This window comes from Flavobacterium cupriresistens (genome assembly GCF_020911925.1).
In the GTDB taxonomy this organism is placed as follows: domain Bacteria; phylum Bacteroidota; class Bacteroidia; order Flavobacteriales; family Flavobacteriaceae; genus Flavobacterium; species Flavobacterium cupriresistens.
The window spans coordinates 3281817-3306325 of record NZ_CP087134.1; the positions used below are offsets into that span (position 1 = coordinate 3281817).

28 protein-coding genes are annotated in these 24509 nt (G+C 34.6%); 3 read left to right on the forward strand and 25 right to left on the reverse strand.

All coding sequences use genetic code 11. From position 1 onward, the window contains the following. Positions 1-501 precede the first annotated feature (501 nt). Entirely contained in the window at positions 502-1890 is a 1389-nt protein-coding gene (locus LNP23_RS14000) for a M20/M25/M40 family metallo-hydrolase (protein WP_230001674.1), read from the forward strand. 840 nt (positions 1891-2730) lie between these two features. Here LNP23_RS14000 and LNP23_RS14005 read toward each other — a convergent pair. The 17 genes from LNP23_RS14005 to LNP23_RS14085 form a co-directional block, all read right to left on the reverse strand. Beyond that, positions 2731-3036, reverse strand: coding sequence for a hypothetical protein (locus LNP23_RS14005; RefSeq protein ID WP_230001675.1), 306 nt, complete (start codon positions 3034-3036; stop codon positions 2731-2733). A 4-nt stretch (positions 3037-3040) separates the two neighbouring features. After that, a complete protein-coding gene (locus LNP23_RS14010; RefSeq protein ID WP_047776291.1) occupies positions 3041-3493 on the reverse strand; it encodes a Coq4 family protein in 453 nt (150 codons plus the stop codon). A gap of 89 nt (positions 3494-3582) precedes the next feature. Beyond that, entirely contained in the window at positions 3583-4260 is a 678-nt protein-coding gene (locus LNP23_RS14015) for a YiiX family permuted papain-like enzyme (protein WP_230001676.1), read from the reverse strand. 112 nt (positions 4261-4372) lie between these two features. Continuing rightward, positions 4373-5227, reverse strand: coding sequence for a hypothetical protein (locus LNP23_RS14020; RefSeq protein ID WP_230001677.1), 855 nt, complete (start codon positions 5225-5227; stop codon positions 4373-4375). 18 nt (positions 5228-5245) lie between these two features. Continuing rightward, entirely contained in the window at positions 5246-6064 is an 819-nt protein-coding gene (kdsA, locus tag LNP23_RS14025) for a 3-deoxy-8-phosphooctulonate synthase (protein WP_047775870.1), read from the reverse strand. Positions 6065-6349: 285 nt separating this feature from the next. Further along, a complete protein-coding gene (locus tag LNP23_RS14030) occupies positions 6350-6802 on the reverse strand; it encodes a 2-dehydro-3-deoxyphosphooctonate aldolase (RefSeq protein ID WP_230001678.1) in 453 nt (150 codons plus the stop codon). Positions 6803-6902: 100 nt separating this feature from the next. Continuing rightward, on the reverse strand, positions 6903-7601 hold the full coding sequence (locus LNP23_RS14035) for a lysoplasmalogenase (RefSeq protein WP_230001679.1): 699 nt from the start codon (positions 7599-7601) through the stop codon (positions 6903-6905). A 12-nt stretch (positions 7602-7613) separates the two neighbouring features. After that, positions 7614-8885: a sterol desaturase family protein gene (locus tag LNP23_RS14040; RefSeq protein ID WP_230001680.1), complete on the reverse strand. Its 1272-nt coding sequence runs from the start codon at positions 8883-8885 to the stop codon at positions 7614-7616. 66 nt (positions 8886-8951) lie between these two features. After that, complete coding sequence (locus tag LNP23_RS14045; protein ID WP_047775865.1) at positions 8952-9227, reverse strand: ATP-dependent Clp protease adaptor ClpS; 276 nt, start codon at positions 9225-9227, stop codon at positions 8952-8954. A 34-nt stretch (positions 9228-9261) separates the two neighbouring features. Beyond that, positions 9262-10095: a 50S ribosomal protein L11 methyltransferase gene (prmA, locus tag LNP23_RS14050; RefSeq protein ID WP_230001681.1), complete on the reverse strand. Its 834-nt coding sequence runs from the start codon at positions 10093-10095 to the stop codon at positions 9262-9264. A gap of 142 nt (positions 10096-10237) precedes the next feature. Next, positions 10238-10990: a triose-phosphate isomerase gene (gene tpiA / locus LNP23_RS14055; RefSeq protein ID WP_047775861.1), complete on the reverse strand. Its 753-nt coding sequence runs from the start codon at positions 10988-10990 to the stop codon at positions 10238-10240. A 70-nt stretch (positions 10991-11060) separates the two neighbouring features. Next, entirely contained in the window at positions 11061-11555 is a 495-nt protein-coding gene (locus LNP23_RS14060) for a TlpA family protein disulfide reductase (RefSeq protein ID WP_230001682.1), read from the reverse strand. Positions 11556-11852: 297 nt separating this feature from the next. Further along, complete coding sequence (locus LNP23_RS14065; RefSeq protein ID WP_047775857.1) at positions 11853-12518, reverse strand: YqiA/YcfP family alpha/beta fold hydrolase; 666 nt, start codon at positions 12516-12518, stop codon at positions 11853-11855. 58 nt (positions 12519-12576) lie between these two features. Further along, positions 12577-12876, reverse strand: a complete 300-nt coding sequence (locus LNP23_RS14070; protein WP_230001683.1) for a type II toxin-antitoxin system RelE/ParE family toxin — start codon at positions 12874-12876, stop codon at positions 12577-12579. Further along, positions 12873-13118: a type II toxin-antitoxin system ParD family antitoxin gene (locus LNP23_RS14075; RefSeq protein ID WP_230001684.1), complete on the reverse strand. Its 246-nt coding sequence runs from the start codon at positions 13116-13118 to the stop codon at positions 12873-12875. The genes LNP23_RS14070 and LNP23_RS14075 overlap by 4 nt, the downstream gene beginning before the upstream one ends. Before the next feature lie 224 nt (positions 13119-13342). Then, on the reverse strand, positions 13343-14464 hold the full coding sequence (locus LNP23_RS14080; protein ID WP_230001685.1) for a BT_3928 family protein: 1122 nt from the start codon (positions 14462-14464) through the stop codon (positions 13343-13345). Between the two features lie 67 nt (positions 14465-14531). Continuing rightward, entirely contained in the window at positions 14532-15071 is a 540-nt protein-coding gene (locus LNP23_RS14085; protein WP_047775851.1) for a DUF1599 domain-containing protein, read from the reverse strand. A 148-nt stretch (positions 15072-15219) separates the two neighbouring features. On the opposite strand from LNP23_RS14085, the gene folP reads away from it, so the two are divergent. Both folP and LNP23_RS14095 read left to right on the forward strand, forming a co-directional pair. Continuing rightward, on the forward strand, positions 15220-16053 hold the full coding sequence (folP, locus tag LNP23_RS14090) for a dihydropteroate synthase (RefSeq protein ID WP_230005161.1): 834 nt from the start codon (positions 15220-15222) through the stop codon (positions 16051-16053). 47 nt (positions 16054-16100) lie between these two features. Further along, the gene (locus LNP23_RS14095; protein ID WP_230001686.1) at positions 16101-16748 is read left to right on the forward strand and encodes a hypothetical protein; all 648 of its coding nucleotides are present in this window, start codon (positions 16101-16103) and stop codon (positions 16746-16748) included. Positions 16749-16819: 71 nt separating this feature from the next. Here LNP23_RS14095 and rlmH read toward each other — a convergent pair whose 3' ends face one another. The 8 genes from rlmH to LNP23_RS14135 all read right to left on the reverse strand — a co-directional run bounded on the left by rlmH (position 16820) and on the right by LNP23_RS14135 (position 24501). Continuing rightward, positions 16820-17293 (reverse strand): 23S rRNA (pseudouridine(1915)-N(3))-methyltransferase RlmH, encoded by a 474-nt coding sequence (gene rlmH / locus LNP23_RS14100; protein ID WP_029269532.1) that lies wholly within the window; start codon positions 17291-17293, stop codon positions 16820-16822. Positions 17294-17514: 221 nt separating this feature from the next. Further along, entirely contained in the window at positions 17515-17820 is a 306-nt protein-coding gene (locus LNP23_RS14105; protein WP_230001687.1) for an antibiotic biosynthesis monooxygenase family protein, read from the reverse strand. 65 nt (positions 17821-17885) lie between these two features. Continuing rightward, positions 17886-19304, reverse strand: coding sequence for an amidohydrolase family protein (locus LNP23_RS14110; RefSeq protein WP_230001688.1), 1419 nt, complete (start codon positions 19302-19304; stop codon positions 17886-17888). A 109-nt stretch (positions 19305-19413) separates the two neighbouring features. Then, positions 19414-19698, reverse strand: coding sequence for a GNAT family N-acetyltransferase (locus LNP23_RS14115; RefSeq protein ID WP_047775842.1), 285 nt, complete (start codon positions 19696-19698; stop codon positions 19414-19416). A gap of 5 nt (positions 19699-19703) precedes the next feature. Then, a complete protein-coding gene (locus LNP23_RS14120; RefSeq protein ID WP_230001689.1) occupies positions 19704-20099 on the reverse strand; it encodes an OsmC family protein in 396 nt (131 codons plus the stop codon). Positions 20100-20102: 3 nt separating this feature from the next. Further along, positions 20103-20984, reverse strand: coding sequence for a pirin family protein (locus LNP23_RS14125; RefSeq protein ID WP_047775839.1), 882 nt, complete (start codon positions 20982-20984; stop codon positions 20103-20105). A 291-nt stretch (positions 20985-21275) separates the two neighbouring features. Beyond that, on the reverse strand, positions 21276-23273 hold the full coding sequence (locus LNP23_RS14130; RefSeq protein ID WP_230001690.1) for a heavy metal translocating P-type ATPase: 1998 nt from the start codon (positions 23271-23273) through the stop codon (positions 21276-21278). 10 nt (positions 23274-23283) lie between these two features. Further along, positions 23284-24501: an efflux RND transporter periplasmic adaptor subunit gene (locus tag LNP23_RS14135; protein ID WP_230001691.1), complete on the reverse strand. Its 1218-nt coding sequence runs from the start codon at positions 24499-24501 to the stop codon at positions 23284-23286. Positions 24502-24509 lie beyond the last annotated feature (8 nt).

Here is a 24509-nt window from a genome sequence, read left to right on the forward strand (position 1 = left end):
AAAATGCTGCACAATTTTCCTTATCTCTCCACCATTTGTCTGGCTGAGCGGAGTCGAAGCTCTTTTTCCCTAACCAGCCTTCGACTTCGCTCAGGGTGACAATAATGCATAAAAGAATGTTTAATTGATATCTAGAGGGTGTTTTTAACGAGACAAACATAGGAGAGATATAGTTTGTAAAGTCAGATAAAGTCGTTTCACTTAAAATAAATCACATAAAGTTAGGTGAAAAAATTGTGATTTTCTAAAAACACCATAAATGTTAGTTTTAAATCTATATTTCTATGTGTTAAATAAATTTAGCAGTATTACACCCGACAGCTAAGTAAAATTATTTTTTGAGTAGTGAAATCCTGAAAAGGCTGATTCCAAACAAAAAAGCTTAGAATCAGCGTTTTTTTATAGAAAAGCACTAAGAAAAAGTAGTCGAGTTGTAAAGAATTTTGTTCCTTTGTAAGGCTCGATAAAAAAGAGCGCTTAACCCAAAATGCTATAAAAACCATGAAAAAAACGATTCTTTTAACTGTTTTAGCTTTAAACGGATTGACATCTTTTGCGCAGTCAAATGATGAAAAAAACATTAAATTATTCTACAAAAAGGCCTTAACCGAGTCAAAATGTTATACTTGGTTAGAATATTTGTCAAACGATATCGGAAGTCGTTTATCAGGATCTCCCACTGCAGCAGCAGCAGTTCAATACACCAAATTGCAATTAGATAGACTGGGACTTGACAAAGTATATTTGCAGGAAGTAATGGTACCACACTGGGTTCGTGGAGAAAAAGAGACTGCCTATATCTTAGACAATAAAGCAAAAACGGTGGTTCCGATTTGTGCTTTGGGTGGATCAGTTGCAACAGCTAAAGGTGGTCTTACAGCTGAGGTAATTGAGGTGAAAGGAATCAAAGAATTAGCAGAATTAGGAGATAAAGTAAAAGGAAAAATTGTGTTTTATAACAGACCAATGAATCCGGAGAACATTGAAACTTTTACTTCTTACGGAGCTTGTGTAGATCAAAGATACGCCGGTGCAAAAGAAGCCGCTAAATTGGGAGCAGTAGGAACTATTGTTCGCTCTATGAATTTGCGTTTAGATGATTTTCCACACACAGGGGCACAAAGTTATGGTGATTTGCCAAAAGAGCAATACATTCCAACAGCGGCAATTAGTACAAATGGTGCCGAATTGTTAAGTGCATCTTTAAAGAGAAATCCGGCTTTGAAATTTTATTTCAAACAATCTTGCGAAACCTTACCGGATGTTTTGTCTCATAACGTTATTGGGGAATTGACAGGTAAAGAACACCCTGAAAATATTATGGTTGTGGGCGGTCATTTAGATTCTTGGGATTTAGCAGACGGATCACATGATGATGGAGCAGGGGTAGTACAAAGTATGGAAGTACTTCGTATTCTTAAAAATTTAGACTACAAACCTAAAAATACCATTCGTGTAGTATTGTTTATGAACGAAGAAAATGGTGGAAAAGGTGGAGCGAAGTATGAAGAAATTTCAAAGAAAAACAATGAAAATCATATTTTTGCCTTAGAAAGTGATTCAGGCGGATTTAGTCCAAGAGGATTTTCTATTGAAGCAGATGATACTAATTTGAAAAAGATACAAGGCTATAAAGACCTTTTCGAGCCTTATTTAGTGCATAGTTTCACCATTGGACATGCAGGTTCAGATATTAATCATTTAACATCAAAAGCAATTGTAAAAGCAGGTTTAAAACCGGATTCTCAACGTTATTTTGATTATCACCACGCTGCAAATGATAAATTTGATGCAATTAACAAAAGAGAATTAGAACTAGGAGCGGCAACTATGACTGCTTTAATGTATCTAATGGATCAAAACGGAATTGAGACGCCTAAAGTAAATTAAGGTTTCTTAAATAAAATGATAAAAGCTGCGAGTTCAATCTTGCAGCTTTTTTTTTAGATCAAGTTGTGCTGTATAGAGAGTTCTCCTGCTCCTTTTTAATTCTATACGTAAATTTTTTAGCACGCGGATTTGGCAGATTGCGCAGATTTTTTTTGTATTTGGTAAATAAGATCAGCCTAATCTGCCAAATCTGCGTGCAAAAGAAAATCTTTGCTAGTCTTGCGGTTAATTTTTTAATCGTAAAATAAAGACAAGGTTTGCAAAGTTTATTTATAGCATTACGACTTCTTTTTAATTCTATACGTAAATTTTTTAGCACGCAGATTTGGCAGATTGTACAGATTTTTTTGTATTTGGTAAATAAGATCAGCTTAATCTGCCAAATCTGCGTGCAAAAGAAAATCTTTACTAGTCTTGCGGTTAATTTTTTGATCGTAAAATGAAGACAAGGTTTGCAAAGTTTATTTATAGCATTACGACTTCTTTTTAATTCTATACGTAAATTTTTTAGCACGCAGATTTGGTAGATTGCACAGATTTTTTTGTATTTGGTAAATAAGATCAGCTTAATCTGCTAAATCTGCGTGCAAAAGAAAATCTTTGCTAGTCTTGCGGTTAATTTTTTGATCGTAAAATGAAGACAAGGTTTGCAAAGTTTATTTATAGCATTGCGACTTCTTTTTAATTCTATACGTAAATTTTTTAGCACGCAGATTTGGCAGATTGCGCAGATTTTTTTGTATTTGGTAAATAAGATCAGCTTAATCTGCTAAATCTGCGTGTAAAAGAAGCCCTTTGTGAACATTGTGATTATAAAAAAGCAATCGCAATCGTTACCGATTAAACCCTGATTGCAATACTGTAATACAAAAAGAGAATCGGGATATTCGAGAGCAGGATCAGAATTTTAATTCCGATATCCTTTCTTTGTTCCGATAGCTGAATAAATTTGTCCGTCAAATGAAATAACATGATAGCATTTACGATCAGTGCAGAAAAAGCAAACGGGCTGGCAACGACCAACAGAGTTGTACTTCCATTCGAAAGTATATAAAAAACGAAAAATAACGTACTGATTGTAAACGAACCAATGGTCAGATCGATTGATTCGGTTTCAGTAAAAGTTCTGTTGTTACTAGTTCTCATGATTTTAAATATTAAATGTTTTTTGAATAGATTGAATTGGCGTGTGCAACATTTTTGAAAAATCCAGATAGTAAAACGGAAGCGCTTGTTGGCCTCTTTTGTATTGTTGAATGAAATAATTCATTTGTTTTGGATAAAAAAGCGTACCCGACGAGATTACAAGAAATAAATACAGACTTTTTTTGCCATTCCCCAAAAGATAATATTGCATTCCGATTTCTTCACGAACGGAAATACCAGTATTGGTCAGAACATGAATGATGTCATGATCTTCTAGTTTTGGCTGAATATCAAACTGATTTTTAGTAAGGAAGGTTCCCAGTCCAAAACCTAAACTCTCTGCCGGATAGGTTAATAATGTAGTTTTGTCAATGTCCCAAGGTTTGTTTTTTTTGAAATATTTTTGATACGGTTGTTTAGTATGTTCGTACATTTTTTCAATAAGACGATCTTTCATAAGGTGGTTAATTTTTAAAAGTTCTTTGAGTTTCAAAGTTAAATAAGAAATAAAAAAGCTAATTTTATTGTAAATCAGCTTTCGTATTTTTAGTAATTATCTAGTACTGTAATTAACAGTTTAGAATCGGAGAGGTTAGAGGGTGAAACCACTTTTTCTTCCAGCGGAATCGCGTTTCCATATCTTTCTTTTAATACTTTTTGTACTCTTTCATCGACTAAATTAAAATCTTTCAATTCCTGTAGGTTACACAATTCAATGTCGGCACCGTTTTTATATATTTTCCAAACCAGTTCTGAGCAATAAATTTTAGTATCGGTCCATTCAAAATAGGCATCATATTGTTTACCCATAAATTGATTGCCGTAGTTTTTCATTTTCTCAAGTGTTTTTGAATCCAGAACAGCAGTGGCGTTTTTTAGCCTTTTCACGACGTATTTGCCGTCTTTTCCATGTTCGATCCACTTGTCCAATGGAGTTAGTTTTACGGGCTGTACGGCTTCAAAAACGAATTGTTTTCCATTCACGGTAAAAATGATTCCACAATGAGAAAATTTTGACCTGGTTGCAATACGGACTGCCTCACACTGACTGGATTCCGAGGTCTGAAAAATAATATCGCCATCTTGTATTTTAGCCAAAACACTATTTTCCTGTTTGGATTTCGAAAAGGAATTCATTGGGAAAAACAGTAACGTCACATAAAGGGCACAAGAAAAACTGATTAAAAAACTTACTATAAGGAAAATATATTTTGTCTTCTTCATTTTAAAAATTTAAAGTAAAAAGTAAAGTACTTTGAAGTACAAAGTAAATGATAAAAAAAATAGCTGCCAAATAAAATGACAGCTATTTTTAAAATATAAAGTGACCTATTTTTTAGATTCTGAAAATTCCTCCAACAGCGATAATTCGTTGTAAAAAGAAGAAATCCTGTGAAGCACTATCTTCACTACTTCTTGTAGTTCTGATGTCCTGCATGTTGATATAACCACCTTTTAACTCTCCCTGAAGATAGAAATATTTAAAAAAGGTAAAGTTAATCCCCGCTTTTGCAGACAATCCATAACCTGAAATATGAAAATCGTCATGACGTTCTTTTCCTAGCAAAGTTGTATTCGTTTTAGGATATAAAACTCCGGCTCCTAACCCTTCAGTCAAATTGATTTGAACTTTGTCTGTATTTGGTAATCCAAACCATTCTGAGATATCATCATGTCTGGAAACTTCCGTATTTACATAGTTCAGACCATCGGTATGCTCATACATTAAGAATTTACCATCTGTAAAGTCAACGGGAGTATTGTTGTAAACCCCATTGTTTGTTGAGCCAATTTGATCCGAAGGCAAATTAACATAACCCGATACATTTGCGGTTTGATCCTGAGTCATTACATACTTCATATGATCCCAACCGATAGCAACGCTATAATGATCATTAATGAAGTATCCCAATCTAAAATTCGTTTGCGGAATGGTCATATTAGCTGGATTTACATAGTCAATATGCCATCCTTTTGGTTTGTCATGAGCAGTCATGTTATCAACTGTAAAGTTGTAATCTTTTCCTCTGAAATTGACATCAGACTTGGTATAACTGTCTCTGTTACCACCCCATGATACAAAGAATTTTCCTTTGTTATGGGCGGTATATCTTTCTACTGCGATTTCTTCCTGTGCAAAAGTGTTTAATGAAAAACCCAATAAGACAAAAAATAAAAATTTAGTTTTCAATGAACTTAGTATTAAAATTTAAAATGAGTTAACCGTTTTTCTGATCGCAACCAATTTGGTCATTAAACCTTCAAAATAGTCTAAATGTAACATGTTGGCACCATCACTTTTTGCATTAGCAGGATCAAAATGAGTTTCGATAAAAATACCGTCAACCCCAACAGCAATACCTGCTTTGGCCACAGTTTCGATCATATCAGGTCTTCCACCTGTAACACCGGCAGTCTGATTTGGCTGTTGTAAAGAATGCGTAACATCAAGAACTGTAGTAGCATATTGTTGCATAGTAGGAATTCCTCTGTAATCAACAATCATATCTTGGTAACCAAACATAGTACCACGATCGGTAACCATTACATTCTCGTTATGACAATCTAATACTTTCTGAACGGCATGTTTCATGCTTTCAGGGCTCATAAATTGTCCTTTTTTCAAGTTTACCACTTTACCTGTGTTTGCAGCAGCTACCACTAAGTCCGTTTGACGCACTAGGAAAGCCGGAATTTGCAAAACATCAACATATTGAGCAGCCAGATCGGCATCTTCGTTCGTGTGAATATCTGTTACCGTTGGAACATGAAAAGTTTCAGAAACTTTTCTTAAAATTTTTAAGGCTTTTTCGTCACCAATTCCTGAAAAACTATCAATTCTGGAACGGTTTGCTTTTTTAAATGATCCTTTAAATACATAAGGAATCTGAAGTTTGTCGGTAATACCAACTAATTTTTCGGCAATTCTAAGCGCCATTTCTTCTCCTTCAATAGCACAAGGACCTGCTAATAAAAAGAAATTTCCGCTATCTGTATGCTTAATTTGTGGAATATGTTGTATGTTCATAGTATGTTTTTTTTGACAGTGCAAAGGTAGTTATGATTTATGAGTTTGAGATGAAGATTTAAGAATTTTTTAAGAGCTAATAGTGCTGATGCTGTAGGCTTTTTCGTTTAAATTAAATTTTTCAGCCGTCATGATTAAATATGGGTTTGATTTATAAAATTTGAATTCTGTTTTTTTAAAATTGATTCCAAAAGAAAGTTTATACATTTTAAATTCTTTGCGCTCACGAGCGGGACGCTCGTGAGCGCAAAGAGAATCAAACATCAATTAATAATAACAATAACTCTAGTCCTGCTTCAAACGCAATCCCATCGGAACCATCAAAATTCCTTTTTCGTAAATGTTCAGATAAAGTTTAAGGGGTTTCTTTTGCCCGTCCCATTTCAGTTCATACACATTCAGGAATCCGGCTCCCATATCACTTCTTTTCGTAGGGAAAGGGCAACAGGTTTCTAATCGCGTATAAGTGATTTTTTCTCCGTTTGGACCAGCCAAAGCATTTAAAAAACGGGTTTCGTTTAAAGCTTCATCTTTTGTGTTTCTGTAAAAAATATTCACAGGATAATCTGGATCGAAACCGTACTTTTTGTCGTTACTGAATAAAGTAATGATAAAGGTATTGTCTTTTTTTAATACTAAATCAGGAGCATTATCGTTTACATTTTTTAAAGTGGACTTTGTACTGATACAAGAGGTTACCGAAAGAAGTAAAACGATAAAAAGAACTGTTTTTTTCATGTTGAGTGCGTATTTTGTATTACAAATGTAAGCCGTAAAAATGGTTTTTAAAATAATCTGGATTAAGAAAAATACAGACAGAAATACATTAGATTAAGTCTTAAATTTTCTTAGATTCTGTTGCTACAGTGAGACCGGAATTTAATTTTAAGATACCAATTACAATCAGATATTGTGCCACAAGATAGGTTAACATTATAAAAAAAGAACTTTTCTCAATTGGGGCGTAAAATTTATTGATTGCCAGAATGCTGTCTGAAATAACAAACATAACGGCACCAATAAAAACGTATTGATTACCGGGTTTTTTCCAGATTAAGAACCCGTTAAAAGCTAACAGTAACATAAAAGAAATTACGGATGCATAAACAATCACAGGGATTTTTAATTCTCCTAAAGAAGGTAATAAAACAGTCAACATCCCGATTAAGTAACAGGCGATAACGAGACTTCCAATTAGAAAAAGGGTTCTTTTTTTCTTGTTTTGAGTTTTAGTCTGTTTATTAAAAAGAACGCAATAAACGAGATGTGACAGAAGAAACGAAACCAAACCTAAAATGAAATAGATCTCAGCAATATCTGCAAAAAGTAAAATTACATCTCCAATCCAGGAAAATAATAAGGCAGTTAAAAGGGTATTCTTTGATGGGAATTTTTTATAAAAATAAACGCCAAATCCTAACAAGGGAATCAGAATGGGTTTTAAAAATAAATCAAAACTCTCGTAGCCCGAAAGTAAGAGCAAAAGATAAACAGTACTAAAACCAATATAGATTTTAAGAAGCGGGGGATTTTTCATAGTAAGTTTGGGTTATGAATTGGCGAGTTGATTTTGGTTAGTTTTAAAATCAATAGTAACAAAATACAGGGAAATTAAAAAGGATAACGTCAAATAACCAATAACGACATAATTGGCAAATGGGAATACAACATTCAAACCAAACCAATCACCATAATAGGTGATAATCGCAATGGCAATTGTAAAACGAAAGCCCTCCCACAAAGGGGCATATTGGCTTTTATCCATCAGTTCACTATAACTGTAGATCGTAATCAAAATAAAAAAGCCGTAAACAAAGATATTGGGCAGGCCGATTTTGGCAATATTGTCAAACAAATAAGTGACGAATAAAAGGGTTATGAGAACCTGAGCAACAGACCAATAAATCAGTTTTTGAGAATTATGGATACCGTATTTTTCAAAATTAAAAACATTTTCAATTTTGTTTACGGGGTATAATTCTTCAAAATTTTCAGGTCGCCAGCCTGTTGGTTTAAACCAGATGGTGAGTTTATCTTTCCATTTTGGAGCACGCCAGGCGTCTTTGATCAATAAAGTCAAATGTTGGAAATTAATTCGAATAGGATTCCAGGTACTTGCCGGTCTTGTAATTCCAAAAACAGGAGGAACATCATCCAATTCCTCTTGGAAAGTGCCAAAAAGTTTGTCCCAAAAAATGAATATTTGCGAATGATTTTTGTCTAAATATTCCGGATTTATAGCGTGATGCACCCGATGATGAGAGGGCGTTACCAAAATATGCTCAACAAACCCCATTTTCTTGATATGTTTGGTGTGATACCAAAATTGCAAAAACAAATGAAGCGGCAAAGTTATCGCAATAACAGAGGCAGGAACACCAAGTAAGGCGGCCGGAATCAATAAAAAGGTGAATAAGTTGACTAAGCTGGCAATAGGTTGTCGCAGCGCACAAGCCAAATTAAATTCTTCACTGCTATGATGAATAGCATGTTTGTTCCAGAGAAAATTAATCTGATGCGCCAATCGGTGGCTCCAGTACCCATAAAAGTCGATGACAAAAAAGGCAATACAATAGGAGAGGACATTGGCTTCTAAATGGTAAAGTGCAATTTTAGAAACCATCCATTCGTACGAAATAAAAGTCAGACTAAGGCCCAAAACATCTTTTACCGAATTGGTAATTCCTGAACTAATACTCGACACGCTGTCTATTAAAGGTGCAGTATCATCCTTTTTATAGAGCCCGTATATTTTTTCGATTATAATTAATACTAAAAAAACAGGCGTAGCGATAATTAATATTTTTCCATATTCTTCCATAAAAAAAAACATTCAATTTTAATCAAATATAGAATAAAATTGAATGCTTTTTAAAATATTCCGGACTTAAACAATTTCGGCGCTAAGACCCGCTTCCAAAAGTTGTGTGCATTGTGGTTTTAACTTGTCCATCGGACCCGTTTTTACCGCGCATTTTCCGTTGTAGTGTACAATTAAGGAACATTGTTCCGCTTGTTCTGAAGTGTGGCTGCAAACACGCATTAAAGTATCAATTACGTGATCAAAAGTGTTTACATCGTCATTGTAAACAATGATTTCGTTATTAAAACCTACAGCTTCCTTTTCCCGAACCCTTTCTCTTACTTTTTCTTTAGTACTCATTTTGTTTAGATTTTTGTACTGTTGTAATTACTGACTAATTTACGTATTTTAATGAAACCCAGTTATTTCTTTGGAACTTTTTTACGTAAGTCAATCCCTTTTCTGTGCACGAAGCATCGATAAATGGAATGTCTTCTTCGTAAAAACCGCTTAAAAGCAAAGTCCCTTTTGGATTTAAACAATCCACATAGGCATGCATATCGTTTAGTAAGATATTACGGTTGATATTAGCAATTATCAAATCGTATTTTTTACCTTCCAATAAAGCAGCATCGCCTTCATAAACGGTAATATGTTTACAGTTATTGCGTTCTGCATTTTCAATTGAATTCAGATAACACCAATTATCAATGTCAATCGCATCAATTGGCTCGGCGCCTTTCATTTCAGCTAAAATGGCTAAAATTGCTGTTCCGCAACCCATGTCTAAAGTTTTCAAACCGGCAACATCTGTTTCCAATAAATGCTGAATCATCATGTGAGTCGTTTCATGGTGACCCGTTCCGAAACTCATTTTTGGTTCAATGATAATGTCAAATTCGGCATTTGTTTTTTCGTGAAAAGGGGCGCGAACATGGCATTTTCCATCCACATCAATTGCTTCAAAATTCTTCTCCCATTCCTCGTTCCAGTTCACTTGATCGATTTCTTCAAAAGTATATTCGATTTTGAATTCTTCCGATTGTAAAATATAAATGTCATCCAGAATAGTTTCATCCCATAAATCTTTCTTCACAAAAGCTGAAATTCCATTTTCAGTTTCTGTAAAACTTTCGAATGCTTTTTCTCCCAATTCAGCAATTAATATTTCTGATCCTAGTTCTTTTGGTTCAATAGTAAAATGATACCCTAAATATATATTCGACATAAATAATTTTTTTGCAAAGGTAAGAATACAAAGGAGAAGTTGTTTATAAATATGTTAGAACGTTGTCAATTTTGGGATAATTTTTAGACATAAAAAAAGCGATACTGTTACGTATCGCTTTTAGTTTTATATAAATCTAAAATTAGATTGCTGTTACAATAGCTAAAAAGTCATCTGCTTTTAAAGCTGCTCCTCCGATAAGACCACCATCTACATCCGGTTTAGAGAAAATTTCCTTAGCGTTATCCGGTTTTACAGAACCGCCGTATAAAATTGAAACTTCATCAGCAATGTCAGCTCCGAAAGCTTTACGAACCACCTCTCTGATAAATTCATGCATCTCTTGTGCTTGCTCCGGTGAAGCAGTCTCTCCGGTTCCGATTGCCCAAACAGGTTCGTAAGCCAAGACAATTTTAGACCATGATTCTTTTGCAATGTGGAACAATCCGTCACGCAATTGATTTTCAACAATATTAAAATGATTTTCGGATTGACGGTCTTTTAATTCTTCTCCAAAACAGAAAATAACAGTCATATCATGTTTCAAAGCAGTATCTACTTTGTTTGCGATTAAAGCGTCAGTTTCATGAAAAATAGCTCTGCGCTCCGAGTGACCAAGGATTACGGTAGTGACACCAATACTCGTCAACATATCTGCAGAAATTTCTCCTGTAAAAGCACCACCTTCAGCTTGGTGAACGTTTTGTGCAGAAACTCCAATAGTGGTGTTTTTTAATTTAGCCACAGCTCCGGCCAAGTTTACAAATGTTGGTGCAACAATTACCTGAGCGGTAGTTTGAGCTGGTATTTTGGTGATTAATTCGCTTAATAATTCTTCAGTTTGTTCTGCGTTTTTATGCATTTTCCAGTTTCCTGCGACAATCTTTTTTCTCATTTTGGTAGTTTTTAGTATTCTTTTAATTTTTTGTTTTTTATTGAAGTTGCAACTGATTTTTTATTGCATTTTATTTTAATCCTTGTAAAGTCGAATTGATCAGATCAAAATCTTTTTCGATTGCACGGTACAATACAATTTTTCCGGTTTTATCAACAATGATGTATCTTGGAATCCAATCTAAGTCAATTGCTTTTCCGAAAACTCCTTTCATACCGTCAGTCATCATAAAATGATCTCCTTTTATTTCGTGTTTTTCAATTCCGATTTTCCATTTATCTGCGGTCTTATCGGCAGAAAGAAATAAATAAGAAACATCAGGATTATTGGCTTGTAGCTCTTTTACTTTTGGCATTGCTTTTACACAATCACCACACCAAGAAGCCCAAACTTCGATTACCAAAGTTTTTCCCTTGTATTTTTTTAGAATGTTTTTAAAACTTACCTGACTGTCATCGGTAGCTAATAATTTTTGAGAAAGCGCTTCTTTTGAAAAACTGGTTTTCTGAGCTTGCGAACATGAAAAAGTAATAAAGGCAATGAGGATTAGAGCTATTTGTTTCATAGTAAGAGTTTGGTTTATTATTTGAAATACCGAATTCACAAAGTTAAACAAACAAATCGAATGCCAAATGGAGATTAACAAAATTTGAACACTGCTTTGTTTTATCACAAAACAGGAAATTTCGGTTAAAAAAAGAGGTCTGAAATCGTAATAGTTCGTTGTGAAAATCTAATTTCGGAGTAAAATCTTGAGAGAGGATTTCTAAAAAACTAAAAAAAATCGTTTTTTCAGTTTTCAAAAGAGTTTTCAAAGCAAAAAAACGCCAAAAATTTCTTTCTCGCGTTTTTTTTAGCAGTATTAATTTAGCTCATAATTTCCGTTAGCCCATTTTTTGCAGGGAACAATCCAACCGTCTGAGGCTTTGAATAAAAAGCCATGTTTTAAACCGGTATTTAATTCGATTTCTTTGAAGTGATTGACTTTCAATTTTGAAGTTTCTTTTCGTTTGATAGCCGAAACTCCCAGAACATCTGATTTTTCATAAATGGTCAGAATGTTTCCACAGAAATTGATGTCCGGAATTTCTTCAATATCAATATCTCTGAAACTGCCAATAAATACAAAATTAACCTCCGGATTTGCCAGATAAGTAGAAACATACTGTGCAATATAACCGCCCATTGAGGTTCCGATTACAGTTATCTTGTTGGGTTTAACTCCTTCTTTTATTAGTTTGTTGATTTGTTTTACCACTTTTTCCGCATAACGGGCTGCGTTGGTGTTTTTCTTTCTTTTCTCACTAAAAACGATAAAATTATCTGCTTTAAAAGAATTGATTATTTCGTTGTATTCGGCTTTACCGTACTCAGGATGAGCTTCATTCAAATCGTGTTCTTCTATAAATTTATTGTGCAGAAAAAAGATATAAGCTTGGTTTGGATTATTTGATTGGGTTTGACTAAAGCCAAAGAAACAGGAAAGTGTAAGAAGTAAAAAAGGAATAAGACGAAATGGTTTTTTCATTGTGGTTTTTGATTTAGTTTAATTTTTTTGATTTTTTTTAATCTGTCCTCTATAGCTTTTATTTGATATGATTTTCAACGTCCATCATCTCATGCAGAATACGGATGATTTCTAATTGATTCTTTTTTATATTTATTTTATAGAAGATAAGATGTGATTTTACTTTTGAACGAAAATAGTCTTTTCTTATTGCCCCAAAATCAGTACCGGAATTTGGTTTTAAGCATAAATATTCAATTTCTTCAAATAATAAATTTAAATATCGGTCAGCTTGTTCAATCGACCAATTTTCAGCGGTGTACAGCCATATGTTTTCTAAATCTTTTGTTGCTAAATTACTTATTTCGTAATTCATCATTTTGAATGTTTTTCATGAAGATTATTCAAAAATGATTCGCGGTTAAAATCTTTAGCAAATCCGGATTTTTCCCCTTTTTTAAGTTCACTGATTAATTCACTCTTTTTTGTTTCTTCCTGCTCAAACAGTCGTAATGCTGCGCGAACAACTTCACTGGCAGAAGTAAACTTCCCGTTTTTTACCTGACTGTTTATGAAATTATCAAAATAATCTCCAAGTAATATAGAGGTGTTTTTCGGCATGATTTCTAAAGTTTTAATTCAAAGATACCAATTATTGGTATATGTTGTAGCTTAGTTTACTTTATCATTTTTATTAATATAAAATTTATAGGAAATAAAAGTAAAATGGCTGGAGGGAGATTAAACTAAATTATGGATGAACTTGTAAAATGACAATGATAAATAAAAAAGCGCCAATACCTCTAAAATATAGAATATTGGCGCCATTTAAATTACTTCTTTTTTTAAAGACTATAAGCAACATTTGATAGTTTTAAATCGTCAACGTCGTTATAATGCACTTTTTGTACTATAGTTCCTTTGTTCAGAACCACAATGCTAGGATTTGCTCTTTCGATTGTTTTTAAAGCGATTGCGTCACAGAAATAAAAATCAACATTTAAACCGTATTGTTTTTTAGCTTTTGCAATTACGTCCGGTCCGGAAGCTGTCATTGCAATTACTTTGTATCCTTTCGCTTTAGCTTCCTGATTTACTTTTTCCAATTTTTTCATTCCCTCAGGATTAGATAAATTCAAATCGTAGGTAACAAAAATAACTAATTTAGGTTCTTTTAATAATTCGTCTTTGTAATCTGAGTCGTCTTTTACCATAGTAAAATCGTGAATCGGTGGTACATATCCTTCTGTAATTACTTTGTCTTTACGGTCTACAAAAGTGGCGCCTTCAGGAATGTTCATCAGATCTTTTTCGGTGAACTCTTTGTCAACTCCGTTTACTTTGTAGATAAAAATCATTTCAACTACAGATTTAGGAGCACCTTCCGGAATTTCCATTCCTTTTTCGATGTTGTTTCCAACTTTGAATGGACGGAAATCTTTTATAGGATTGTGATTTAATACCCAAACGGCCATAAAAACACATAAAATTACACTGATTAAAGTAATAATATTAGTTAGTAGTTTTGAAAATAAAGGTTTAACTAATTTTTTATTGATAAACAAAATCAAAATGAAGAAAAGCAATACAATATCTTTTGTAAACGACTGCCAAGGCGTAAGATGTAAAGCATCTCCAAAGCAACCGCAATCTTTCACTACATCAAAATAAGCAGAGTAGAAGGTAAGGAAAGTAAAGAAAATGATCAATAGCAATAGGAACCAAATCGTTGCTTTTGCTTTGTAACCTACTAATAACATTACTCCTAAAACGACTTCTAAAATTACTAAAAAGATAGCTAATCCAAGTGCTAAAGGCTCTAAGAACGGCATGTTGAAAACCGGCTCGCTAAAATATTCCGCCAGTTTATAAGAGAATCCAACCGGATCATTAAGTTTGATTAATCCTGAAATAATAAATAATATGCCGACAAACAGTCTGGAGAATTGGGTAATAACGTTTTTCATAATTTAGAATTTAGTTTAAAATTCCAAAAAGTAACCTTGGAATTTGGGATTTCATTTTTGAAATTTATTATTTCATTGGGTTCAAAATCAACGCAAAAATGGAATAATTAATCATGTCCTGATAATTGGCATCAATGCCTTCAGAGACTAAAGTTTTTCCTTTGTTGTCTTCGATTTGTTTTACACGGAGCAGTTTTTGCAGAATCAGATCGGTAAGCGAACTCACACGCATATCGCGCCATGCTTCGCCATAGTCATGATTTTTGGCTTCCATTAATTCCTTAGTAAGTTTAATTTTAGCGTCGTATAATTCGGTTGCTTTTTCTACGTCCAGATCAGGTTGGTCAACAACGCCTAATTCCAATTGAATCAAAGCCATAATCGAATAGTTAATGATTCCGATAAATTCGCCACTTTCATCCTCATCAACTTTGCGAATTTCGTTTTCCTGTAAACTTCTGATTCGTTGCGCTTTTATAAAAATCTGATCGGTTAGTGAAGGCAGTCTCAAAATACGCCAGGCACTGCCATAATCTTTCATTTTATTGATAAATAAAGTACGGCAAACCGTTACTACGCTATCATATTCTAAAGAAGTATTCTTCATTTATTGTTGTATATTTGCTTAATTTTTTTCCAAAAATAAGGATAATTTTTTGAAAGCCTGAGAGGTTTCAAGTTTAAAGTTTCATGTTTTACGTTCAAACTCGAAACTTGAAACAAAATGAACTTGAAACAAAATAAACCCAAACAAGATTGTAATGAATTGCAAAGGACAACTTATAGATTTGTCAGTTCCCAGAGTAATGGGAATTTTGAATTTGACGCCAAATTCTTTTTTTGATGGAGGAAAATACAATAATGAAGACAAGATCATCACAAGAGCAACTAATATACTAACCGAAGGGGCCGATTTTATTGATCTTGGAGGGTATTCCAGTAAGCCAAATGCAGAATTTGTATCGGAGCAGGAGGAAATTGACCGCGTTGTACCGGCTATAGAACTTATTTTAAAGCATTTTCCTGACGCTTTGTTGTCTGTTGATACTTTTAGAGCTGGAGTTGCTAAAGCAAGTATAGAAAGCGGTGCAGCTATTATAAATGATATTGCAGCAGGTGAGTTAGACGACAAAATGTTTGATGTGATTGCAAAATATAACGTACCCTATATTATGATGCACATGCGTGGCAATCCACAGACGATGCAAAGCATGACGCAGTATGACGATATTTTGAAAGAGATGTTGTTTTATTTTTCTGAAAAAGTACAAAAAGCGAGAAGCCTCGGAATTAATGATTTGATACTGGATCCCGGTTTTGGATTCGCGAAAACGACAGATCAGAATTTTGAAGTGATGCAAAAAATGGAACTTTTTAATCTTTTGGAATTACCTGTTTTGGCTGGTGTTTCCAGAAAATCTATGATTTATAAAACGCTCCACATAACGGCAGAGGAAGCTCTAAACGGTACCACAATTCTTAATACCATTGCTTTATCAAAAGGAGCTAAAATACTGCGCGTTCACGATGTAAAAGAAGCGGTTGAATGCGTTACTTTGTTTACTAAAATGAGTTTTAAACAAAATTAATGTAACATTCCGGTTTGTCATTTTAAATCTTACCATTATTTTAAATTATGAAATACTTTAGCTTACTCTTTGTAGTTCTGTTTTTCTCATGCGGGAAAAAAGAAGATGTTTTATTGCCAAAATCAAATGTAACGGTGGTTAAAAATGTAGAAGATCTTTCGCCAATCTACATTTTTTTTAAAACAGATGGCAAGGATACCATCGCTGAAGTAAATCGCAAAAACAGCATCATTTCAACCAATTGGATTTTCAATATTGACAAGCGCTTGCCGCTTAAATTGGTAATTCGCGAAGTAATGAAACTTCAGGAAAAGAAACGAGCCGAGAAAGCACACAAAAACGAAAAAGCAGAGAATTATTATTCGTATGCGGATTCTGTTGGAAAGAATTTAGCCTTTTTGCCTTTCACGAAAGTGCATTATAAAATGGAAATTGCCAATAACAGAAGTCAGCTGTATTTCAAGAAAAATGGAAGGATACAATACAGCGGAAGAAAAACGTATGATTTTCCTAAAAGTGATTTAAAACCGTTTTTGGATAGTTTAGTAATCAATCCTAAGGCTGAGATTAAATTTTCGTATGATAAAAATATGACGTACGGAGATTACATTCAATGTAAAATTCTTGTTGAAAAAATGATACAGGAAAAAATTGATTTTGTATTTATAAATACCGAAGAAGAATTTGTTTTCTAAATCTCCAACCTGAAACAAAGAAAACCTGAAACAAAGGAAACTTGAAACAAAGAAAACCTAAAACAAATCTTTTATTGATGATGATAAGGCTCATTTCTTAAAATCGTAAACCCACGATACAATTGCTCAATAAAAAACAAACGCACCATTTGGTGGGAAAAGGTCATTAAGGAAAGCGAAATTTTACCTTGCGCTTTGCTGTAAACCGTGTCCGAAAATCCGTAAGGACCTCCGATTACAAAAACAAGTGTTTTGATTCCGGAGTTCATTTTCTTTTGTAATTCTTCAGAAAAACCAACGCTGGAGAAGTTTTTCCCGTTTTCATCGAGTAGAATTAGCTGATCGGTTGGGGTTAATTTGGAAAGAATTAGCTCGCCTTCTTTTTCCTTTTGCTGACTCTCAGATAAATTTTTTACGTTTTTGATGTCGGGAATAATCTCTAAATCGAATTTGATATAAAATGACAAACGTTTGGTGTAATCGTCAATCAAAGTCTGAAGCGATTTATTGTCGGTTTTGCCTATGGCGATGAGTTTGATGTTCATGGTTTTTTAGTTTTTTGCCACAGATTAAAAGGATTCGGAAGGATTTTTCTCTAGTTTATTGTTTGCTTTTTTGCCGCGAATTTCACGAATTGGCACAAATTAATATATGAAAAAATGAGCTGATTTTTTTAATTTTTTTTGCCACAAATTTAAAAGATTCAAAAGGATTTTTTCTTTTTTTTAATCTGTGGGAATCTTTTTAATTTGTGGCAAAATTAATGCTATGGCTTCTTATTTTTAAAAACGGTTTCAAAATGTTCTACGACAGGAAACGGCTCGTAATAATGATGTAAAAGTTTCTTCCATTCTAAGTATGCGGCTGAAGTTCTGAAACCTACAGTATGATCTTCCAATGTATTCCAGTCTACTAGTAAAAGGTATTTGTTTTCTATCTCCAGACATTTTTCTAAGCGATGCCCTAAATAGCCTTCAATAGAAGAAATGTACTGACTTGCTTTTGTAAAATCGCTTTCAAATTGAGTTGCCAAATTTGGTTTTACGTAAAGATAGGCTGCTTCCAGAATCATATTTTATGTTGTAAAATTTAAACTACACCAAACAGGTTTTTAAAACCTGTTTGGTTTGATTTAAGTTAGTTTTTAGAAAATTGATTTTCAAAAGTTTTAAATCTGGCGTCCAGATCTTTCAATAGTTGTTTTTTTACAGAAGCATCCTGAATAAAGCTGTAATTGATGCTATTGTAAACATATTTTTTGATCGTTTCATAAGTCACATCAGGATATCTTTTTGCCAGTAGAACATATTGTTCGGTCATGTTGGTTCTTAGAATTCCGGCATCGTCAGTACTAATTACAATTGGGACATTAAATTCTTTATAAAGTGTAAACGGATGTCTGTTCTCTTTTACTTTTAAGATGAATTCGTTACTCGTTAAGTTGATCTCAATCGGAATATTGTTTTTGGCCATATAACGCAACAAGTCGTATGAGTTTGCTTCGTATGCAATATCTACTCCGTGTCCAATTCTATTGGCTCCGGCCGTATAAATGGCGGAGTTAATATGCCAGGTTAAATCCTCCGGTTGCACTAATCCAAGAGTTAATTCTCCTGCGTGGAGTGTGTACTTTACATCGTCAAATTTAGAATGGCAATATTTGAACATGACCATATGAAGCCAGTAATCGTTCATAGAATTTTCACCATGTTCAGGAGAAACAATGTTTACGCCTGCAACTAATTTGCTGTCGTTTGCTGAGATAAAAGCAATAACCAGATTTTTGAATAAATCTACCGGTTCCATAAAACGAAGTACAAAGTTCTGATAACGCATGGTAAAACGATCGTCATCAATTTTTAGTTCCTTATGTAGTTTTGCGACGAAGTTTGTATTGAAATCTTCGGCGTATTTTTTAGCATCTTTTTGTTGTAGTGATTTATACAGTTCATCTAAATACTTTAGAACTGCTTTCTCGTCTTTTTGTGCCGCAGCCTGACGGAGTTTGGTATTAAAATCGGCTAAATCAGCAACATTCATATCACAAGGTATCGTTGATAATTGCGTTTCGATATAACTTACATTTTCAGCAAGGGCTCGTTTTTTTAATTCAAGCATTCCTTCGGCAAAATGCCCGTCAATTGTTGCATAAAACTTATCGAAGGAATCAAAAAACAAGTCGTCAGAAGGAACAGATACCCCGTTGTAATCTTTTGCAGACCAGGTTTGCATCACTTGCTGTTTGTAAAAATCCAGTTTTCCTTTATTTTTAAGTGAAGAAAAGGTTTCCCAGTTTCCATTTGCAGGTTTTGTTTTAGAGACCGCCATAGTTTCTAAATTCAAATAGAAATCTTCAGAAATTGCTCTTTCCAAAAGAGGTTCTGCATAAATTGATCCCGAAAAATGATGGTGTAGATCGCCTCCCTTAGGCATTTGTTGAAAAAAAGCAGTAGAAAGGGCTTCGTTGTTTCTGATTTTTTCCAAATAACGTTCAGCCGATTGAGAAAAGCCGATTTGTGCTATAAAAATACAGAAAAGTGTAATTATCCTTGTCATAGTCTAGGTTTAAATTACATGCAAATGTAGTTATTTTACAGGACTTTTGAAAAGGAAGGGGGAATATTTAAGTAAAGACGCACAGCAGTGCGTCTCTACGGGGTTATTTTTATGAAAAAAGAACATCATGTATATCAGCGGTTCTATCGAAAACACTTTTGGCAAAAGGACAAAGCGGAATAATTTTAAAATCATTGGCCCTTGCGTATTCAACGGCAGCCATGACCATTTTTTTACCAACACCTTTCCCGTTGAATTCTTCATTTACTTCTGTATGGTCAATGATGAATTTGGTGTCTCCGGCCCAGCTATAAGTCATTTTTCCCGCTTGTTTTCCGTCTTCTACAGCTTCAAAATATCCTTTTCTTCCTTCGTTTATTTGTTGTATTTCCATGATTGTTAAAATAATGTGGTTTTGATTTCTATTGAATGTGTTAATGTTTTATGAATTGGGCAACTGTTGGCAATGGTTTCTAAACGTTGTCGTTGTGTATCGTCTACCTCGCCGATAATTTCAATTTTTCGGGTAAATAAAGAGACATTCTGATTAGAGTCTCTTTCAAAATCGACCTTAATATTGATTTCAGAAACTTGCCATTGTTTGCGGTTGATGTACATTCGCAATGTAATAAGTGTACAGGCTGCTAATGAAGAAGCTAAAAGTTCAGAAGGACTAAACCCCAGATTTTTACCTCCAATTTCTTGAGGTTCGTCTGCTATTACCGTATTTCCGCTGGCAGATTTTATTTCGGTGCGATACAAGCGCGTGTCAATTTGTGCTGATATAGTTTCCATATGTTATTTCATTCGGGGTTCAGGTAAAGGAACAAACTCAGTTTCTCCCGGGACTTTTGGGAACGTCTGTGCTGTCCAGTCTCTTTTTGCTTTTTCGATTAATTCTTTGTCAGAGGAAACAAAATTCCAGAAGATAAAATGTTCTTCAGGGAAAGGAGCTCCTCCAAAAATATAAACAGTAGAATGAGCAGCAATTTCAAACTCACATAAAGTACTGTCATTTGTAATCAGGATCTGCTTCGGATCGTAAACATGCTCTCCGCTTTTAATACTTCCTTCCAGGATATATAAACCACTTTCTCCATACAGATCTTTTCCAATATTGATTTTTTGAGTCGTTTCACTTTTGATCTCAATAAAATACAACGGACTATACACGGGAACCGGTGATTTTTTATTGAAAGCTTCTCCGGCAATTAATTTATATGAAACTCCATTTTCTTCCCATTGTGGAATATCATCTGCCTCCACATGTGTGAAATTAGGTTCCATTTGCTCTAATTCTTTTGGCAAAGCAACCCAAATCTGTAATCCATGAAGGACTTTATCGGAAGTTCTTAAATATTCGGGTGTTCTTTCGGAATGTACGATTCCTTTTCCTGCGGTCATCCAGTTTACAGCGCCCGGTTTTATTTCGAGTTCTGTTCCCAGACTGTCACGATGCATGATACTTCCTTCAAACATAAAGGTCAGTGTAGAAAGTCCGATATGCGGGTGAGGAGGGACGTCCATATTCTGGTGTTGGTTCAGATGTGCGGGTCCCATATGATCGATAAATACAAATGGTCCGACTGCTCTTTTTTCACGAAAAGGCAATAATCTCCCTACCATAAAATTGCCAATGTTGGCGGCGCGTTCTTCGATAATTAAACTGATGTTTGACATGGTATATTTTTAAAATTGATCTTTTGACGATTGAGATTTATTGTAATTATTGCTGGGGTTCTTTATAATTGGTTTGACAAAGTTACTATCATTATTAAAAATGCAACTTAATGTAGATTAAGAACAGAGTTATCATAAAAGTAAGGATAAATATTTAATTACTAAAGGCCATTTTTAAACCTAAACCTAACAGGTTTTTAAAACCTGTTAGGTTTGAAATATTTACGTAAAAAAAAGGGGTATTTGTACAGAATCGTACAAATACCCCTTTTTAATATACTTTAATTTTATTTAAAACTTCATTCTCTGAATCCTAACTGCATTCAGAATCGCTAATAAAGCGACACCCACGTCAGCAAAAACAGCTTCCCACATGGTAGCGAGGCCGCCGGCACCCAGTACAAGTACAATGGCTTTTACAACAAAGGCTAAACTAATATTCTGCCATACAATTTGTTTGGTTTTTTTACCAATATTTATGGCGGTGTATATTTTTGTTGGCTGGTCGTTTTGAATCACGATATCGGCCGTTTCTATAGTAGCATCACTTCCTAAGCCACCCATTGCGATTCCGGCATGTGCCAACGCAATCACAGGTGCATCATTTACGCCATCGCCAACAAAGGCAATTTTTAGGTCTTTGTTTTTTAAATCCGTAACTTTTTCAACCTTATTTTCGGGTAATAAGTCACCATAAGCCACATCGATATTTAATTCTTTGGCAACGGTATTAACCACAGCTGTTTTATCCCCCGAAAGCATGACGGTTTTTACATTTATTCGATGTAAACTTTCAATGGCCTCTTTGGCGTCTTCTTTTATTTCATCGGCGATGAGGAAATAACCGGCATATTTTTGATTGACGGCTACAACAATTATAGTGAAAGGCGTTTGGTCTATTTCGGTATCATAACTAATATCGAACTTTTTCATTAGTTTGGTATTTCCGGCCAAAATAGCATTGCCGTCAACTGTACCTTTTAGACCGTGACCTGCAATTTCTTCAACAGCGGTAACAACACTGTTTTTTTCTGCTCCGTTGGCATAGTCAATAATGGCAGTACCAACAGGATGTGTTGATTTGGTTTCGAGTGCAGCCGTATATTTTATTAAATCAGCATCGGGAATCCCGACTGCTACTACTTTTTGAACTTTAAAAACCCCTTTTGTCAAAGTTCCGGTTTTGTCCATTACCACAACCTGAATTGCCGCCATGATGTCTAAGAAGCTCGAGCCCTTAAACAAAATCCCGTTTTTACTTGCCGCTCCAATTCCGCCAAAGTAACCCAGTGGAATTGAAATCACCAAGGCACAAGGACAAGAGATTACCAAAAAGACTAAGGCACGATACAACCAATCTTTAAAAAGATAATTGTCTACAAAAAAGTAAGGCAGTAAACAGATCGCGATTGCTGCATAAACCACAATTGGCGTGTATATTTTGGCAAATTTTCGGATAAACAATTCGGTTGGCGCTTTTTTGGAAGTCGCTTCCTGAACCATTTCCAGAATTTTAGACAATTTACTATCGGTATACAAAGTGGTAACTTTTACTTCAGCTACGGCATTGAGATTGATCATTCCCGCAAGGACATTTTCGCCTTTGTTTTTGGTATCAGGTTTACTTTCTCCTGTTAATGCTGCGGTATTAAAGGAAGCTGTTTCAGAAAGAAGTTCGCCATCTAAGCCTAATTTTTCGCCTGGTTTTAATTGAATGATGTCTCCAATTTGAGCATTTTTTGCTTTAATAATTTTAGGCTGATTGTTCTCAAGAATCGTCACTTCATCCGGACGCTGGTCTAATAGTGTTTTGATGTTTGCTTTGGCACGAGTTACTGCCAATGTTTGGAAAGTTTCGCCAACAGCATAAAAAAGCATTACAGCAACGCCTTCGGGATATTCACCAATTGCAAAAGCACCGATGGTAGCAATACTCATTAATAAAAACTCTGAAAAGAAAGCACCATTTCTGGCACTTCCAATTGCTTCTTTTATGACAGGAAAACCAACCGGTAAATAAGCGACTATATACCAAACAATTCTAACCCAACCTGTAAACCACGTTTGAGGTAAATAATTGTCGAAAACAATGGCAATGATTAGTAAAACAAAACTAGTTATTGCCGGAGAAAAAAGCTGAAAAGTAGTCTGATCTCCTACTGAGTGGTCATGTCCATCGTCGTCGCTATGTTTGTTATCATCATGTGAGCAGCAACCTGCTTCTGTATTTTTTTTGGGAGCTGTGTTTTGTTTTGTTTCACAGCAATCAGTATCGTCATTATGTATCATAAAATTTAGATTAGTGAGTGTGTTCTCCACCGCCTTTTTGAGCAGACAATAGATAAAAAGCACCTTGTGTAACAATTTTGCTTGTATTCGGGATTGAAGTTACAAATTTTATTTCAGTATATCCCATATCGGTAGTGCCCGGAATAACCTCAATGGCTTTAAAATGTATTTCTTCAGCTTCCTCTTTAGAATCGTGTTTTCCGCCTTTTTCGGCATGTTCTTCTTCTTGAATAAAGATGAAATATTTATCACCATTTTTTACAATTGATGCTTTTGGCAGTGCCGGCACGGTAGCGCTATTAAGGTTTATATTGGCAGAAACATACATTCCGGAGATTAGTCCTTTAGCATCATCGGGATTTATTTTGGCGTGAACGGCAACTGTTTTACTTTCGTTAGAAAAAGATTTATTGATACCGAATATTTTACCCTTTATGGATTTATTGGATTGGTTGGTCAATATGAAATCGACTTCCTGACCTATTGAAATTGAGCCTAAATCTTTTTCATATACATTTAAATCCAAATGCATTTGACTGTTGTCAACTACTTCAAATAACGGAATTCCTGTTTCCGCAAATGCTCCTTTGGCAATACTGATCTTACCTACATAACCACTTATCGGTGATAGAATAGGGATTAATGCATTGTTGCTGTTTGGGCTAATATTAAGCGCCAGCAATTTGTTTTTTGCCGCTTGTGCTCGTGCTCGTTCTACAGCCAATTTTGCTTTGACCTCCTGAAATGTTTTTCGTGGATTTACATTTTCATCAGCCAATGTTTTTTGACGATTGTATTCTAATTGTAAATACTCGATATTGGCTGTAGCCGATTTGTATTCTTCTAACATTTCTACCACTTCCAGATTTTGAATAGTAGCCAGCACTTTGCCTTTGTTGACATAAGTACCTTCCAAAACTAAAATGTCTTTGACTGTACCTCCAAGTAATGTGGCAATTTTAGCGGAATTTTGAGGAGGAACCGTCGTATACCCATTTGCTTTAATGATCGTGTTAAGGTTACGGTTTTCCACCATTCCAAACTGAATGCCAACTGTTTTAAATTGAGCAGCCGTCAACATTACTTCATTTTCTAATTTCTCGTCTTCCTGAACCTCTTCGGTTTTTTTCTCATTACACGATGTTAGGAGTAATATGAGCATTAGAAGAAAGGCGACAGGGACAAACAGGAGGGTAAAACGCTTTGTTGTATTTTTTATATTTTTCATTATGATGA